Annotated in this window: 21 protein-coding genes; 11 read left to right on the plus strand and 10 right to left on the minus strand. The window is 68.2% G+C overall.

Going from position 1 to position 15,870, the window contains the following annotated elements:
- The first annotated feature begins 243 nt into the window (after positions 1-243).
- From C474_RS04060 to C474_RS04075, 4 genes are all read left to right on the plus strand, one after another.
- Positions 244-777 (plus strand): hypothetical protein, encoded by a 534-nt coding sequence (locus C474_RS04060; RefSeq protein WP_008384238.1) that lies wholly within the window; start codon positions 244-246, stop codon positions 775-777.
- 84 nt (positions 778-861) lie between these two features.
- A complete protein-coding gene (locus C474_RS04065) occupies positions 862-1,395 on the plus strand; it encodes a DUF5812 family protein (protein ID WP_008384241.1) in 534 nt (177 codons plus the stop codon).
- 112 nt (positions 1,396-1,507) lie between these two features.
- Positions 1,508-1,783, plus strand: a complete 276-nt coding sequence (locus C474_RS04070) for a hypothetical protein (RefSeq protein WP_008384242.1) — start codon at positions 1,508-1,510, stop codon at positions 1,781-1,783.
- Between the two features lie 39 nt (positions 1,784-1,822).
- Positions 1,823-2,116 carry a hypothetical protein gene (locus tag C474_RS04075; RefSeq protein WP_008384244.1) on the plus strand — a complete coding sequence of 98 codons (294 nt, stop codon included), beginning with the start codon at positions 1,823-1,825 and terminating at the stop codon, positions 2,114-2,116.
- On the opposite strand, the gene C474_RS04080 is transcribed toward C474_RS04075, so the two are convergent.
- Positions 2,113-2,511: a hypothetical protein gene (locus C474_RS04080; RefSeq protein WP_008384245.1), complete on the minus strand. Its 399-nt coding sequence runs from the start codon at positions 2,509-2,511 to the stop codon at positions 2,113-2,115. The two genes, C474_RS04075 and C474_RS04080, sit on opposite strands and share 4 nt — an antisense overlap.
- A 116-nt stretch (positions 2,512-2,627) precedes the next feature.
- Between C474_RS04080 and secF the strand changes: the two genes are divergently transcribed.
- From secF to C474_RS04095, 3 genes are all read left to right on the plus strand, one after another.
- A complete protein-coding gene (gene secF, locus C474_RS04085; protein WP_008384247.1) occupies positions 2,628-3,518 on the plus strand; it encodes a protein translocase subunit SecF in 891 nt (296 codons plus the stop codon).
- Positions 3,518-5,092, plus strand: a complete 1,575-nt coding sequence (locus C474_RS04090) for a preprotein translocase subunit SecD (protein WP_008384249.1) — start codon at positions 3,518-3,520, stop codon at positions 5,090-5,092. The genes secF and C474_RS04090 overlap by 1 nt, the downstream gene beginning before the upstream one ends.
- Before the next feature lie 246 nt (positions 5,093-5,338).
- Complete coding sequence (locus C474_RS04095) at positions 5,339-5,545, plus strand: DUF7511 domain-containing protein (protein ID WP_008384251.1); 207 nt, start codon at positions 5,339-5,341, stop codon at positions 5,543-5,545.
- A 47-nt stretch (positions 5,546-5,592) separates the two neighbouring features.
- Here the strand turns inward: C474_RS04095 and rnhB are convergent, their stop codons facing one another.
- The 9 genes from rnhB to C474_RS21195 form a co-directional block, all read right to left on the minus strand.
- Complete coding sequence (rnhB, locus tag C474_RS04100) at positions 5,593-6,267, minus strand: ribonuclease HII (protein WP_008384253.1); 675 nt, start codon at positions 6,265-6,267, stop codon at positions 5,593-5,595.
- 80 nt (positions 6,268-6,347) lie between these two features.
- On the minus strand, positions 6,348-6,482 hold the full coding sequence (locus C474_RS23250; protein ID WP_275039802.1) for a hypothetical protein: 135 nt from the start codon (positions 6,480-6,482) through the stop codon (positions 6,348-6,350).
- A gap of 75 nt (positions 6,483-6,557) precedes the next feature.
- Complete coding sequence (locus tag C474_RS04105; protein WP_008384255.1) at positions 6,558-7,850, minus strand: tRNA pseudouridine(54/55) synthase Pus10; 1,293 nt, start codon at positions 7,848-7,850, stop codon at positions 6,558-6,560.
- A 39-nt stretch (positions 7,851-7,889) separates the two neighbouring features.
- Positions 7,890-8,420 (minus strand): DUF4112 domain-containing protein, encoded by a 531-nt coding sequence (locus C474_RS04110; protein WP_008384257.1) that lies wholly within the window; start codon positions 8,418-8,420, stop codon positions 7,890-7,892.
- Between the two features lie 121 nt (positions 8,421-8,541).
- Positions 8,542-8,871: a hypothetical protein gene (locus C474_RS04115; RefSeq protein WP_049916710.1), complete on the minus strand. Its 330-nt coding sequence runs from the start codon at positions 8,869-8,871 to the stop codon at positions 8,542-8,544.
- 207 nt (positions 8,872-9,078) lie between these two features.
- The gene (locus tag C474_RS23255) at positions 9,079-9,207 is read right to left on the minus strand and encodes a hypothetical protein (protein WP_275039803.1); all 129 of its coding nucleotides are present in this window, start codon (positions 9,205-9,207) and stop codon (positions 9,079-9,081) included.
- A gap of 128 nt (positions 9,208-9,335) precedes the next feature.
- Positions 9,336-10,292, minus strand: coding sequence for an HpcH/HpaI aldolase/citrate lyase family protein (locus C474_RS04120; RefSeq protein ID WP_008384261.1), 957 nt, complete (start codon positions 10,290-10,292; stop codon positions 9,336-9,338).
- Between the two features lie 2 nt (positions 10,293-10,294).
- Positions 10,295-11,338, minus strand: a complete 1,044-nt coding sequence (aceA, locus tag C474_RS04125; RefSeq protein ID WP_008384262.1) for an isocitrate lyase — start codon at positions 11,336-11,338, stop codon at positions 10,295-10,297.
- The gene (locus tag C474_RS21195) at positions 11,335-11,571 is read right to left on the minus strand and encodes a hypothetical protein (protein ID WP_008384264.1); all 237 of its coding nucleotides are present in this window, start codon (positions 11,569-11,571) and stop codon (positions 11,335-11,337) included. The genes aceA and C474_RS21195 overlap by 4 nt, the downstream gene beginning before the upstream one ends.
- Positions 11,572-11,903: 332 nt before the next feature.
- Here C474_RS21195 and C474_RS04135 point away from each other — a divergent pair, with 332 nt between their 5' ends.
- The 4 genes from C474_RS04135 to C474_RS04150 all read left to right on the plus strand — a co-directional run bounded on the left by C474_RS04135 (position 11,904) and on the right by C474_RS04150 (position 15,817).
- The gene (locus tag C474_RS04135) at positions 11,904-12,857 is read left to right on the plus strand and encodes an ABC transporter ATP-binding protein (RefSeq protein ID WP_008384266.1); all 954 of its coding nucleotides are present in this window, start codon (positions 11,904-11,906) and stop codon (positions 12,855-12,857) included.
- Positions 12,854-13,711, plus strand: a complete 858-nt coding sequence (locus C474_RS04140) for an ABC transporter permease (protein WP_008384268.1) — start codon at positions 12,854-12,856, stop codon at positions 13,709-13,711. The genes C474_RS04135 and C474_RS04140 overlap by 4 nt, the downstream gene beginning before the upstream one ends.
- Positions 13,712-13,893: 182 nt before the next feature.
- On the plus strand, positions 13,894-15,255 hold the full coding sequence (locus C474_RS04145) for a hypothetical protein (protein ID WP_008384270.1): 1,362 nt from the start codon (positions 13,894-13,896) through the stop codon (positions 15,253-15,255).
- 61 nt (positions 15,256-15,316) lie between these two features.
- The gene (locus C474_RS04150; RefSeq protein ID WP_008384271.1) at positions 15,317-15,817 is read left to right on the plus strand and encodes a hypothetical protein; all 501 of its coding nucleotides are present in this window, start codon (positions 15,317-15,319) and stop codon (positions 15,815-15,817) included.
- The last annotated feature ends 53 nt before the right edge of the window (positions 15,818-15,870 follow it).

The raw sequence follows: 15,870 nt of genomic DNA on the forward strand, positions 1-15,870 counted from the left end.
CCCGCTCAGAGATGTGTATAAGAGACAGCCCGACGGGTGCGGGCAAAAAGGTGGGTATTCTCCGAATTACCAGCTTCCGTCTGCTTCGGAGGCGCAACTGGAGACGGGAACACCACGACGGCTCCTTTCGTCGTGTTCTCGGTTCTCGCGCGCCGAGCGGGGTTACAATCGGCGAATCCACCCTACCTGTCTCCCACGAATGAGACCGGTTCGCTCAAGAACCGCCGCCCCTAACCTCCGACGATGGCAACGGGTTACAACGGCGTCTTCGGGGCCTTTCCCTACGCCTTCCGGCGCAGTCGGTCGCTCCTGTTCAAATCGTACGTCGTGCTCAGCGCGTTCGCCGTCGCGCTCGTTGCGCTGTTCGTCGTCATCGCCATCGTCGTCCTCCTCGGTCGGACGGCGGCGGTGCAGGGCGGGTCGCTGACGCTCTCGCGGGCGTTCTTCATCGTCATCGGCCTCCTCGTCGTCCTCCCGGCCGTCGCGCCGACGCTCGCCGTCGCCCGCCGCTACCGGCGCGACATCGAGTCGACGCCGCGGTACGAGGTGGCGCTGGCCGTCGCCGGCTACCTCTTCTTGTTCTCGCTGTACTTGGGCGCCGTCGCGTCGATGCCCGAGACGTTCGTGCTGGACGGGGAGACGGTGACGCGCCCGCCGCCGTCAGGGCTGTTCGCGCCGGTCGTCGCCCTGCTGTACGCGATTCCGCAGGCGCTGTCGTGGATCGTCCCGCTCTGCGGCGCTCTCCTCGTCGCCGCCGCGCACAGGCTGTTCGGCTGAGTCCGTCCGTGCGGCCTCGCGGGAGGCGGCGAGCCTCCGGGCGTGACGAAACCCGGAAGTGGCCGCCGCGCCTACTCGCGAGCAATGACCGAGGACGACGGAATCGGCCGAGGCGAACCGTTCGGCGACGCGGAGCAGGACGACCCGGACGACGAGCGAGTCGAGGGGACGTTCCTCGTGACCGCCGCCGACGAGGACTCGGCGGTGCTGAAGAACGTCGACACCGGGCAGGTGCACACGCTGTCGTCGAACCCCGGCGTCGAACGCCACGACGCCGTCACGGGCGTCGTCGCCCCCGACCCGCCGATGAACGTGTCCTACCAACTCGTCGATATCGAGTCGCGGTGGGGACTCACCATCGAACTGTCCGACGAGGCGCCGACGGCGGACTCCCGCGACATCGCCGAGTCGCAACCGGTGGGCGAACTCACCCGGAAGGAGCGCGCGGGGACGGGAGAGATTCACGTCGTCACTGTCCCCGAGGCGGAGACCGACCAGGCCGCCACCGACGTGGCCGACGACGCGGAGAACACGCTGTCCCGAGCGGCGCGCCTCGGCGTGAACCGCGTCGAGATTCGGACCGACCCCGGCGTCGTCGTCGTTCGATACATGCCCTGAACCGCCCGCGAGGGGGTCGACTGGACGCCGACGCGGATGTGGATACGGGTCCGGTCGACTCCGAACCGCGGGACGGTGGTCTTGTTATACCGTCCGCCCGAACCGTCCCCGCATGGACCGAGTGCGAGCGCTGGTGATCCAGTACACGTGCGTCGGCGGCCTCTACCTCGCCGTCGGCGCGTGGACGATGGCGACGCGTGGGTTCTCTCTCGGCGGTGCGCTGTCCGCGTTCGGCGGAGCGCTGCTCGTCGCGTCCGGCCTCTGGAACCTGCGCCACGAGAACGACGAGTACAGCTTCCGACAATTCGCCCGGCAGGACTGGTTCTTCTGGCCGCAGACCGTCGCCATCGTTCTCCTCGCCGTCGGAGCGGTCGTCCGCCTTCTCTGACCGCCCAAGAGCTATCTTCGTCGGGCGAGGAAGCCCCGTATGGACAGAGAACGCGTCGTGGTCGTCTGCATGGGACTGTACGCGCTCGCTCTCGTCGTCGACAGCGCCGTCGAGTTTCTCACCGAGGGCGTCACCCTGTTCGGCGTCGTGTTCGCGGCGTTCGGCCTGTTCGTGCTGGTGACGCTCGCTCGGAGCGCCGCCCGCGGGACGACCGACGACGGCATCCAGCGCATCGCCGACAGCGACCTGTGGTTCTGGTCGCTCGTCGTCCTGTTCGCCCTCGGTATCGCGGGCATCGTCCTCGACCTGACGAACGGCGGTGCGCTCGCTTAGGACCGTTCCTCGCGCTCCTCGCGTTCCTTGCCGCTCGTCGGCGTCGGCCCGTCGGCGCTCTGGACCTTCCACCCGCCTTCCACCTCGCCGGGTTCGCTCTCGCGCGTCGCGTACTCGATTTCGGTGTCGGGACCCATCGTCTCGACGCCGTCGACGGACTCGATTCGGAGGGGAACGTCCAGAGAGTTGCCGCAACAGCCCACGTCGACGAACTCCTCCCAGGTGTCGCCGGGCGTCAGGTCCTCAAGCACCCGCCGGAGGTAGAGTCGGAACCGGTCGGTCTCCAGTTGGTCGCGCGCCCACGCGCTGAGGTCGTCCGGGTAGGAGATGACGACCCGGCGGGCCTCGTCGTGCTCTCTCGGTGCCGCCGTCGCGTTCGCGTTTCCGTCGTCCATACCTCCGATAGGGGCTCTGGGACAAAACGTCTCACGGCCGCACGCACCGCGTATCGCCAGTCGACGAGTGGGGGCGTATAAGAAGGCTTATTCGGGGACCGTGACGAACGCCACGCATGGTCGACTTCACGGTACCGGAGGTAGATTACACCCGGTACACGAATCGCCAACTCGCCGCGGTCCCCTTGGCGGTGTTGGCGGTCGCACTCCTCGTCATCGGCGGGTGGTACGTCATGACGGGCGTTCCCGTCAACCAGGGCATCGCCTTCACCGGCGGGACGGAGATTCAGGTCGTCGTCGACGGCTCCGGCAACGCCCAAGAACAGATCCAGCAGGCGTTCGACGCCGAACCCGCTTCTATCCAGTCCGTCCCGGCCGAGAACGGGCTGTACATCGTGACGTTCCAGTCGGACTCTGGGTCGGGCGTCGGTGCGGACGCGAACAACTTACAACGACAGGCCGAACAGGCGGGCTTCGAGGTCCGCTCTATCTCCTCGGTCTCGGCCAATTTCGGCGGTGACACGCAGTGGCTCGCCCTCGGCGGGGTCGCCGCCGCCTTCCTCGGCATGAGCGTCCTCGTCTTCGCCATGTTCCGCACGTTCGTCCCCTCCGTCGCCGTCGTCATCTCGGCGTTCTCCGACATCGTCATCCCCGTGGCGCTGATGAACCTCCTCGGCATCCAACTCTCGCTCGGGACCGTCGCCGCCCTCCTGATGCTCATCGGGTACTCGGTGGACTCCGACATCCTCCTGAACAACCACATCCTCCGGCGCTCCGGCGACTTCTACGAGTCGACGTACCGGGCGATGCGGACCGGGGTGACGATGACGCTCACCTCCATCGCGGCGATGATCGTCATGACCATCACGGCGACGCTGTTCGGCATCCAACTGCTCGCGGCCATCGGGACCGTCCTCGTGTTCGGCCTCGCCACCGACCTGATGAACACCTACATGCTCAACCTCAGTCTGCTTCGCTGGTACAAGTTCGAGGGGGTGCGTCGCTGATGGCGGGCCTCCGCGACAACTGGCGGGTCGCCCTCCTCGTCGTATTCCTCCTCGTCTCCACGTTCGCGCTGTTCTCCCCGACGCTCGCCGGGGGGGCGGGATCGGACGGCGGCGTCGGCAACGCGACCGACTCCGGACCCACGAACCTGCAGTTCGGTCTCGAACTCTCCGGCGGGACGCGCATCCGCGCGCCCCTCGTCGGCCTGACCGCCGAGGGCGTCCAGTTCGGGGGCGACCAACCCCGCGTGGTCGAACAGAACGTCGCCTCGAACCTGCAGGGCGCCACGGTGACGGACGTCATCGCCCGTCAGTCGGCCAACTCCACGTCGGTCGAGGTGACCGCCGAGAACGTCACTCAACAGGAGTTCCGCACCGCCCTCCAGTCGGCCGGGTACGGATTCGGGACGGTCCGCGACGGCGTCACCGACGCGACGCGCGAGGAAGTCGTCCGCATCCTCAGCGACAAGATCAATCAGGCCGGCCTCTCCGGCGGGTCGGTCCAACAGGTGACGACGGCGACGGGCCAACACTTCATCCGCGTGGAGGTGCCCAACCGCGACACGAGCGAGGTCCGCCAACTCGTCTCCGAACGCGGGACCGTCGTCGTCCAGGCGTACTACCCGGTCGAAGAGAACGGGACGAGGACCTACCGCTCGGAGGTCGTCCTCCAGCAGAACGACTTCCAGACCATCGGCTCCGTGCAGGACCAGGGCTCGGCCCCGTCCGTGCCGGTCACCATCAAGTCCTCCGTCGCCCCCGAACTCCAGCGGTCGCTGGTCGAGACGGGCGTCGCACAACCCGGCGGTACCTCCTGTACGTACGACCAGAACCCCAACAGCACCCAACCGTGTCTCCTGTTGGTCGTCAACGGCGACGTCGTCAACGCGTTCGGGATGGACGGCGGTCTCGCGAGCAGCATGCGAAGCGGCGAGTGGGCCAACAGCCCGGAGTTCGTCCTGACCGCACGCAACACCTCCGAGGCCCAGCAGGTCGCCATCAACCTCCGCGCGGGCGCGCTCCCGGCGAAACTCGACCTCTCCGGCGAGGACGGGGGTACCACCTCCTACGTCTCGCCCAGTCAGGGTGAGAGCTTCAAGATAGACTCGCTCATCACCGGCATCGTCGCGGTGCTGGCGGTCAGCGGCGTCGTCTTCGTCCGCTACAGCGACGTGAAGGTGGCCGCGCCGATGATCGTCACCGCGCTCTCCGAGGTGGTCATCCTCCTCGGGGCCGCGGCCGCCATCGGCTACCCGCTCGACCTCTCTGTCATCGCCGGCTTCATCGCCGTCATCGGGACCGGGGTGGACGACCTCATCATCATCGCCGACGAGGTGATGGCCGAAGGGGACGTCTCCTCGCGCCGCATCTTCCAGTCGCGCTTCCGCAAGGCGTTCTGGGTCATCGGCGCCGCCGCCGCGACGACCATCGTGGCGATGTCCCCGCTGGCGGTACTGTCGCTCGGCGACCTGCAGGGATTCGCCATCTTCACCATCCTCGGCGTCCTCATCGGCGTCCTCGTCACCCGCCCGGCGTACGGTGACATCCTTCGGTCGCTGACGACTATCGACCGCTGAGAACCGCACCCCGACCCCACTTCGTCGCTCGCCTCCGGCGATTCTTATCACAGAACGCTACTCTCCGCCGTTCGCGGCAGTCTCGCCCGACCCCGATTCCGTCCGTCTATTTTCGCGGCGGCGCCGCCCTAATCCTGTAGGCCGGTATTTAACTGCGGAAGCGCACGTACTGTAAACTGTACCGCGACGCAGACCGTGGTTACCCGCTCGCGCGGGCGACGACGTAGACAGCGAGGCACGTACATTATGTCAATCGACGCTCCCCTGACGGACGACGCAGATGCCCCGCACGCAGCAACCGCTTCGGAGACGCTGGTTTCCACCGTCGTCGAGTACGACGACGAGTCCGATGAGTGTACGATATACCCGCTCCGGGCCGACGACGAGGAGCGCGTCACGACGTGGGTCTCCGCCAAGCGGGAGTCGTACGTCTCGCTGGACGAGATGCGCTGAGCGGCTACGGTCCGGTCCCCCCTCTCCTCTCCCCTGCCGCCGCGGATTCAGAACTCTGTCAGCGACGACTGCGCCGCCGCGTCCAACACGTCGTCGCACGTCGACCACGAAGCCCGCGCGCAGTCCGGCAACTCGCCCGTCTCGCCGACGTACCTCCTGAGGAACTCGCGAGTCGTCGGATCGCTCGGGTACCCGCTCCCGACGGGGCCGTACGCCGTCACATCCTCGTCTATCTCGGCCATCCGCGCGTCGCGTTCCACCTTGGCGACGACGCTCGCAGCGCCGACGTGTGGATACGTCTCGTCCGCGCGGTGTTCGGCGGTGACGGAGACGGCGACACCCGCCTCCTCGACGCCCGTTCGGACGCGCCTGCCGAACCGCGACTCGTTCACGTCGCCCGCGTCGGTTACTACCTCGTCGCCCTCGCGCGCGACGGCGGCGACCGCCTCGACGTGCGCGGCGACGGTCAGCGCGTTCATGTCGGTGTCCGGACGGTCGATACGCTCGGGTTCGACGAACGCGACGCCTATCTCGACTCCCTCGTGCTCCCGAAGCGTCGCCGCTATCTCCTCGCGGCGCGCCGACGAGAGGCGTTTGGAGTCGTCGATGCCGTCCGGCAGGGCGTCTGCGTCGGCGCGCACCGCCGCGGCGACCATCGGCCCGAGCACCGGCCCCTTGCCCGCCTCGTCGCTGCCGACGAGGACGGGCGACCCGTCTGTCATACCTCGGTCGGCGACCAGCGACGACTAAGCGGTTGCGGTCGGCGCCGGCGAAGGAGGGGTGAAAAGAGTCGAACGGGCGCTCAGTCGTCCGCGAGAGGCGGGTCGGCCCGACCCGGCGATTCCTCCGGTCCGTCGCCGTCGTCTTCGAACTCCGCGCGCAGTCGTTGCTCGACGAGCGCTTCCCACTCCGGATTCGACTCGTAGTGGTGACACATGGTATCTGCTCTCACTCGTAGGCGCGGCCGGAGACTGGTAAACGTTGGGACGTCGCCTCGGCGAAGGCCGGTGGTCTACCGGGGGTCGCCGCGGAAGAACGACTCGTTCTCGAATTCCTCGTCGACGCCGTAAACGCCCGTCACGTCGAGCGCCGTCACGACGGCGTCGACGCCGAGCAGGCCCGCCAGACTCGGTTCCGTCCGTCCCTCGTCGCCCGAGACGAGTTCCTTGATGTAGAGGCCGCCGGCCCCGTGCACCTCGACGGTGGCGTGTCGCTCGTCCGCCCACTCGCCCGTCGCCTCGAACACCTCGCGGGTCCGGGTGAGCGCCGCCCGGCGGTGGTCGACGCGGTTCGGCGTGTACTGTTCGATGGTCGCCCCGTCGAGTTCGGCGAGAGCGTCGGCGAGTTCCTCCTCGGTGACGTCGTCGCCGAACTCCACCTCCGCGCGGTAGCGCTTCGAGGCGTTCAACTGCTTTACGCGTTCGACCATGTCGTAGGCGGCGAGGCGGAGTCCCTCGACTTCGGCTTTCCCCCCGGCGAAGGCGTTGATGTCGCCCTCCAGACGCTCGACGTCCACGTCGCGGCGGCGCGGTTCCATGATTTCGATGACGAACGGCCGTCCCGTCCCGAGCATCAGGGCGTCGACGTCCTCCCGCCCGGCGCCGTGGAACTTCGCGTCCGTGCCGTCCATCACGTCCATCACGACGGGGGCGGTCAGACCCTCGACGCTCTCTTGGTACATGTAGCCCGTCCCGTCGCATTTGTCGCAGGGCTGTTTGCCGAGGTATCCAGTACCGTGGCACTTGTTACACGGCCACTCGGTCTGCGGGATGTCGCGTTCGAGTTTGCGGTAGCGCCCGTAGACGAACGTGGAGTTGATTTCGACCGCTACGGTGTCGGCGTCGATGTCGAGGAGGAACTGCACGTCCGGCCGGCCGAACTCCACCTCCGTCTCGGTGAGTCGACCGAACCGCTTGCCCACCTCGCGGTTGTACTCGGATTTGAACAGTTCGCCCGCGTCCTCGGCGAGTCCGGCCCCCTCGCGGAGGAGCACCTCGTTCTCCTCGACCAACGGCGGCGCGCGCGTCCCGACCTGGTAGGTGTCGAACTCGACGCCCTCGACGGCCTCGACGCACCGTTCGGCCCACTCGTCGAATCGGGCGCACTCGCCCTCGCACACCCAGCAGTCCTCGCGGGCCACCTCCTCGGGTTCCTCGTCGTCTTCGAGGGCGGCGGCGACCCGGAGGCTTCGGCCCCGTTCGGCGTTCGTCAGTCCGAAACTCCGGTCGGCGAACACGCGGCCCAGACACGGGTCGCAGACGGGACTCTGCGCGGCCACCTCGCGCGCGTCCTCCAAGATACTCATACGGGACGATGACGTGGACCGCGTTTCTGTCTTCCCCTTTCAGACGACCTGCGACAGCAGCCACCAGGAGGCGAGAGCGACGGCCGCGCCGAGGGCGACGACGAGGCAGAACAGGAGGACGCCGGCGACGGCGAGGACGCGCCCGTCGCGTTCGGCCCCCGATGGGTCGGCGCGCCGCGCCTCGAACAGGCGGACGTTTCTTCGGTTTGCTTTCCACGCCGCGTCGAACACGTCGCCCACGAGGGGAATCGACCCCACGACGGCGTCGACAGCGAGGTTGCCGACCATCCGCGCCACCGTCTCCCGCGGCGCGCCGAGGGCCGCGGCTTCCGCGACGATGTACGCCGAGACGGCCGCGGCGGGCAGGTCGCCCGCGACGGGAAGAAGCCCCAGTATCGGGTCGAGGCCGATGCGCAGGTTCGTCCCCGGAATCGGTATCGCGCTGTCCAGATAGTAGCTCAGGCGGCGGAGTCGCGCGAGGGCCTCGGCTTCGGGGTCCGCGGCGTCGGTCACCGGGTCGCGGACGACGAACGGGGCGGCGTCGGCGTCCGTGGTGTCTGAGGAACTCACGACCGGAGGTGGCGGCGGACGGACTTGAGCGTTCGCTGCGGATTCGGGGACCGGGGGGAGGGCCGAAGCGGGGGGCGTCGGGTTGAGCGGGCGGTTCGCGCGCCGGCGCGTCGTCACCGGCCTACTCCGCGTCCACCTCCCGCACCTCCTTGACGCCGAAGCCCGATTCGAGTGCGGCGGCGACGCTCGCCTCGTCGGGCGGACCGCTGACGCGCAGGGCGGCGTCGACCTGCACGCGTAAGTCGTTCAGCGCGGGTCGTAAGCCGCTCACGTCAGCGCGGTCCACGCCGACGACGCAGTCGACGGCGGCCAGGCGGGCGCGGACGCCCTCCGCTAAGTCGCCGTCGGCGTTCCGCGTGACGAGCACCGTCAGCGACGCGCGGACCGCGCGTTTGCGTTCGCACTCGTGTTCTTCTCGCTGTGCGTCCGGACTAGCAGGACTGATTGCCATAGGCTCCCGGCGCGAATCGAACGCGCCTCTCTCCTCGGAGTGCCGACACGGGAGCGGTCCGGTCGTTCGTCGCGTCGGGTTCGCGGACGCGACGGTACGCACTCGGGACGTAGTGGAACCGCGCGAGAAAGGAACGGGCCGGTTCGTCTCGGGTGAGTCACACGGAGACGACGCCGGTTTCCCGGACCCCGCCCGCGCGGCGCGACTTCACGCGCCGAGCGCGGACCGGACGCAGAGGGAGGGGTTCCCGGAATCGTCGCCGGAGACCCCCGCTTCGATTCCGATGCCCCCCGTCCCCTCGTCGCCGACTGTGGCGGCCGCACGCGCGGCTACCATCGAAGTCGGACGACGAGCGGTGGTGTGACGGAGCATCGGTTCCTCTGCCCGCGGGTCGCGGGACTCGATTCGGCAGACGATGTCGCTTCACTTAATATTTTTTCAGGTGTGACACGGGATACCGCGGCTCAGAGCACCCCCGCGGCCTCGGCGCGGGCGACGAGTCGCCGCGCCATCTTGTTCGTCGCCTCGTCGACCATCTCCCCGTCGACGGAGACGGCGCCCTTTCCCGCGGCCGTCGCCTCGGCGTAGGCGTCGACGATGCGCTGGGCGCGTTCGGCCTCCTCGGGGTCGGGCGCGAACGTCTCGTTCGCGATTTCGATCTGGCTCGGGTGGATGGCCCACTTGCCGTCGCACCCGAGGAGGCTCGCGTTCCGGCAGGACTCCCTGAACCCTTCGGGGTCCTCGATTTCGGCGTACGGCCCGTCGATGACCTGTAGCCCCTCGGCCTTCGCGGCGTGGGCGATACGGGCCAGTTGGTAGTGCCAGTAGTGGCCGGGGTAGTCGCCGCCGGACCCGATGGTCAGGCCCGCCGCGCCGACGCTGGCGGTGTAGTCGCCCGGCCCGAACACCAGCGACTCCATCCGGTCGGAGGCGCGGGCTATCTCCGCGACGTTCGTCATGCCCGCGGCGGACTCTATCTGGCACTGGAGGCCGATCTCCCCCTCGGGCAGTCCCTCGTTCGCCTCGACTTGGGTGAGGAGGTTGTCGACCGTCCGCACCGTCGAGTCGTCGTGGCACATCGGCACCATGATGGTGTCGACGGACTCGCCCGCGGCGCCGACGACTTCGATGACGTCGTCGTACCACCACTCGGTGTCGACGCCGTTCATCCGGAAGCACGCCCGCGTCTCCGACCAGTCGCCGTCCCGCAGACCCTCGATGACCGTCTCGCGGGCGTCCACTTTCTCGCCGGGGGCGACGGCGTCTTCGAGGTCCAAGAACGCCTCGTCGGCGCCCGAATCGGGCGCCTTCCGCACCATCGTCTCGTCGCTGCCGGGCGTCGCCAGTTGGCTCCGCCGCATCGTCGGTTGGATGTCTCCGCTCGTCCGACTCTCGCTCGTCCGCGTCGATTGCTCGCTCATCGTCAGTCGTCGCTCTCTATGGGGTCGCTCTGTTCCTCCGAGAAGCCCTCGGAGCTCTCGATTCGCTCGCGCGCCTCGCGGTCGAACTCCATCTCCGTCTCCTGGTAGTCGGAGACGAACGCGAGTTCGTGGTGCGATTCGGTCGGGTGACCGATGTAGCGCTCTTCGAGGTCCATCTGTCCGACCTCGTCGTTCTCCGCGAGATTCTGGAAGTCCTCGTAGACGCTGTGGGCGCCCGAGTGCAGGCCGAACAGCGTGATGAAGATGTACTCGTAGCCGAGATTCCCCAGTTCCTCGAACGTCAGCGGGTCCTCCTCCTCGGACCACGCGAACGACGAGGAGTAGTTGAACGCCAACTTCAGGTCCGGATGCGTCTCGTGGATGGTCTCGGCGTACTCGACGGCGTCCTCGCGCGAGGGGTCGGGCATCTCCGGCCAGACCATGTCGACGCCGGCGTCGGCGTAGATTCGCCCCCGCTCTAAGTGCTCCTCCCAGTCGCCGTTCGAGGAGCCGTAGGCGTCCGTCCGGGCGATGATGAACGTGTCCTCGGACTGCTTGGCGTCGACGGCCGCCTCGAAGCGCGCGCGGGCTTTGTCGCGCGAGACGATTTCCTTGCCGGCGATGTGGCCGCAGCGCTTCGGCGTCGTCTGGTCCTCGATGTGAATCGCGGCGACGCCCGCCTTCTCGTACTCGCGGACGGCGCGGCGGACGTTGTGGACGCCGCCGTACCCCGTGTCGCAGTCGGCGACGACGGGCAGGTTCGTCGACTCGACGATGCGCTTTGCGTTCTCGACCATCTCGGTCATCGTCACCATCTCCAGGTCCGGGAAGCCGAACTGACCGAGGACCGTGGAGTAGCCGCTCATGTACGCCGCGTCGAGGCCGGCGAGTTCGGCCAGGCGGGCGTCGAGGGCGTGGTAGATGCCCGGCGCGAAGACGAAGTTCTGCTCGTCGAGCATCCGGCGGAACTCCCGGGCGGACTCGTTGTCGACGTCGCGGGTGAACACGTCGGCGCCTGTCGTCCGCTCGTAGGGGTCCGAACTCATCGGCGCTCCTCCGTCTCCATACGGGTCTCCAACCGTTCCAGTTGCGTCCGGAGGGCGGCGATGTCGCGACGCAGGCCGCCGATGTCGTCGTCGGTCGACTCCGTCATCTCCGTCAGCGTCGTCGGTTCGGTCGGTTCGGCCGCGTCGGCGATGAACGGGACCAGCGGGGCGTCCATGTTCTCCTCGTTGTTCGGGTAGTCTCGGGTCGTCGGTCGCGTCGTGCGTCGGGTCATAGGTGTCGTCATCTATCTCGTATCGGTGGGTCGGGGCTGTTCGTCGAGCGGTTCGGCTGACGGAACGCGGGACGGTGGGCGCGTACTGCGCCGGGTACTGCCATCCTGTGTCACCTCGTTCGCTCCGTGTTCAGTCTGCTAAATAAACATAATGATTGATAGTGTTAATATTCTTTAGTGGGATTTAGCACCTAATACGTATACCTATGTGAACAATATCCACACTGAGGTACGCCGAGACAGCAGCGTCCCCTCCCGCCCGTGCCAGCTTCTCTCACCCGGTTCCGCGGTCGGTGCGCTTAATCCCCGCAATCGCCGACCTTCGGTATCCGATGTCTTCTGCGATAACGATACGCGATTTACGCAAGTCCTACGGCGACGTGCAGGCGCTCGACGGCGTCGACCTCGACGTCCCCGAGGGGTCGTTTTTCGGCCTCCTCGGCCCGAACGGCGCGGGAAAGACGACGTTCATCAACGTCCTCGTCGGCCTCGTCCGCAAGTCCAGCGGCCGGGCCGAGGTGTTCGGCTACGACGTGGAGGACGACTACCGCGAGGCGCGCGACAGCATCGGCCTCGCGCCGCAGGAGTTCAACGTCGACCGCTTTTTCCCCATCCGCGAGGTGCTCCAGCACAAAGCGGGCTACCACGGAATCTCCGAGGAGGAGGCGGCCGAACGCGCCGACGAGGTGCTGAAGCGCGTGGGCATCTACGAGAAGCGCGACACGCGGTTCGACTGGCTCTCCGGCGGGATGAAGCGCCGGTTCGTCCTCGCCCGCGCGCTTATCACCGACCCGGACCTCCTCATCCTCGACGAACCCACCGCGGGCGTCGACGTGCAACTCCGCCGCGAACTGTGGGAGACCATCACCGAACTGAACGACTCGGGGACGACCATCCTCCTCACGACCCACTACATCGAGGAGGCCGAACGCCTCTGCGACGAGGTGGCCATCCTCGATTCGGGGCGCGTCGTCGAGGTGGCGAGTCCCGAGGACCTGATGGACCGCGGCACCGACGACGTGGTGGTGACGCTCCGGAACGCCCCCACCGCCGTCCCCGACTTCGCCGCCGAGGACGACCGGGTCGAGGCGGTCGAACTCGACGGGACGCGCCTCGTCGTCACCGCCCGCGAGGGCGGCCTCGTCGCGCCCGAACTCGTCCGCCGCCTCGATAGCGCGGGCCACGAGATAGTCGACCTCGAAATCTCGCGCACCTCGCTCGAAGAGGTGTTCGTGGAGATGACTAGAACCGACGAGGACCGCGCGACGACGGAGGCGAGCGGATGAACGTCGAACGCACGGGCTTCTACGCCCTCCTCAAGCGCGAGGTGCTTCGGTTCATCCGCCGCCCGCGCAACACGTTCGTCCCGCCGTTCATCACGAACGTGCTGTACTTCTCGGTGTTCGGCGTTATCCTCGGCGAACGCATCAACGAGATCGCGGGCGTCCCCTACATCCTCTTTATCCTCCCCGGCCTCATCGTCCTCGGCGCGGTGTCGAACGCCTTCGAGAACGCCTCCTTCTCCATCTTCCACGGCCGGTGGAACCGCTACATCGAAGAGGTGCTGACCTCGCCTCTCTCCTATCGGTCGATGGTCGGCGCGTTCGTCCTCTCCTCTGCGGCCCGCGGCATCATCGTCGGCGCCCTCGTCGCCGTCATCGGCGCGTTCTTCNATCGGTCGATGGTCGGCGCGTTCGTCCTCTCCTCTGCGGCCCGCGGCATCATCGTCGGCGCCCTCGTCGCCGTCATCGGCGCGTTCTTCACCTCCGTCGGCGTCGCCAAGCCGTTCTACCTCGTCGCGTTCATGCTCGTCATCACCCTGCTGTTCGCCGGGTTCGGCGTCGTCGGAGGCCTGTGGGCCGACGACTTCGACGACCTGACGATGATGAACCAGTTCATCCTGCGACCGCTGGTGTTCTTCGGCGGCGTGTTCTACTCGCTGGGCGAACTGCCGGCGACGGTCCAGCAGGTGTCGCTGCTGAACCCGATGATATACATGGTCAACGGCGTCCGCTACGGCTTCCTCGGCGTCAGCGAGGTAGACCCGAACGCCTCCCTGGCCGTCCTCGTCGCCCTCACCGTCGGCGTAACGGCGCTGAACGTCGCCCTGTTCAAGCGCGGTTACGGTCTGACCGACTGAACCGACCTCTCCGGGGGCGGTCCGTCGGCCCCGACGCGTTCCGTCCCGGTTCGACGCGGACGCGAATCGTTCCCTTCACGAGTGAACATCCGAGCGCCGACTACTATCGACCGAGCTATATTTTTCGCCGGGGACGACGCTCCGGGAAACAGTCAAGTCGACTCCGACTACACTAGCGTGCGATGATGAAGATGGGACGGCGCCGGTTCCTCGCGTCCGTCGGCTCCGGGGCGGCCGGTCTCGCCGCGGCGCCCGCCGTCGCGGCCGCCGGCGCCGAGGGGGGGTTCGACCCGTCCGTCCACGGGTTCGGCTTCCGGAACTGGCGCGGGGGCGAACGGGCCTACCCCGGTCACGACCACCGGAAACTGGCCGACGAGGAGGTCAGAGAGTGCATTCGCCTCGACTGGCGGGGGCCGTTCGCCGACCTATTCGGTACGGCCGTCGCCCGCCTGCCGGACGCCCTCGTCGGCCTCGTCTCCTCGCAGATTCGCGTCGCAGCCGCGCAGTTGGCCTCGACGGACGGCCACTGCTACGGGATGACGTTCTCCGCGCAGGAGTTCTTCGAGGACCCCGACGCGCTCCCCGACGCCGTCCGGAACGCCGCCGCCCTTCGGACGCCGGAGGTGCCCCGCGGCGAGAGCGGAACCGTCGGTACCCTCATCGACGAGTACCAGTCCACGCAGTTGCTCGACGTGCACTCGTGGCTGGGTCGACGCCGGATGCTTCGTCCGGGGGCGATAGACCACGCCGCCGAAGTCGCGGCGCTGACGGCGACGGTCGACGCCTTCGGGACGGCGGGCGTGACGCTCGTCGACACCGATACGCGCCTGTCCCACCAGGTGCTCGTCTACGACTACACCGAGCGAAGGAACGCGACGCTGCTCGACGTGTACAACCCGAACGTCCCGGCGCGTTCCTACCGCCCGCGGTACCGCCGACGGCTGAAGGTGGTTCCGAACGCGGACAGACCGCTCGCGAACCACGCCGCGTTCGACAACCTCGTGTTCAACCGCTGGGACCGGGCCATCCGCGTCGACGCCGACGCGACGGCTCCTCGACGGACCGACGACGGCGACTTCTCGCACCTGCTCGAACGCGCCGTCCGGTTCACCGTCTCCTCGCCGAACGTCGCCCTCTCCGTCGTCGCCCCCGACGGGACGACGGTGGGCCGCAACCGCGCCGAGATGATGGACCTGAGTCGCAGCGACGTGTACGACACGCGCTACCGCTACGACGCGCCGGCCGGCGACTACCGCGTCTCGGTCGTCGGCAAGCGGGCGGCGACGTACGAGTTGACCGCGCAGGCCGCCGGATTCGGCGGGTCGCTCTTGGACGACGCCGTGACCGCCCGAATCGACCCCGGCGAGGTGCGCGAGTACGTCGCCTCGGTCCCCGAGAGCGCCGACGGAACGGGGACGCTCGGCGAACGCGGGTCGGTCTCGCTGTCGCGCGTCCGCCGGGCCGTCGACGTTCCCAACCTCCTCGCCGGCGCCGCCGGCGGCGCGGCCCTGTCGGCGTACGCGCTTCGTCGACAGCGAGGGTGAGAATGAGCACCGGCGGCGACCGACGGAGGTAAACGCCGCGCGCGCCTACCGAGGGCGACAGATGCCGACCGACGGACCCGACGGAAGACGGCAGGATCGCTACGGGTTCGACGAGACGGAGAGCCGAGTCGCCGCCGCCCTCGGAAAGTTCGTCCCGCAGGCCGTCGTCAGACGGGGACTCTCCGTCACCGTCCGCACCGACCGCGAGGTGTACGCGCCCGGCGACCCGGTGGAACTCACCGTCGCCATCGAGAACCGGCTTCCACTCCCCGTGAGCGTCGCGACGCCGACCCGCCGCCTGTGGGGGTGGGCCGTCGACGGCGAGTTGGAGGCCAGCGACGAGCGCATCTACCTGCCGGAGTCGCCCTCGGAACTCTCCTTTCGCGGCGGCGAGCGGAAGGTGCTCACGCAGACGTGGAACGGCCTGTTCAAGCGCGTCGGCGACGGCGACGCAGAGACCCGGTGGGTCGAACCCGACCCCGGCGTCCACGAGGTGGGCGCCCATCTCGCCCTCGACGGTGACCGCCCCGCCGACACGACGACGATTCGGATCGAGCGGTAGTCGGGCGTCGCCGCCGGCGACGCGGGCGCTCGCGGACCTGCGAGGAGCACAGG

Origin of the sequence: Halogeometricum pallidum JCM 14848, from assembly GCF_000337095.1 — an archaeon.
In the GTDB taxonomy this organism is placed as follows: Archaea; Halobacteriota; Halobacteria; order Halobacteriales; family Haloferacaceae; genus Halogeometricum; species Halogeometricum pallidum.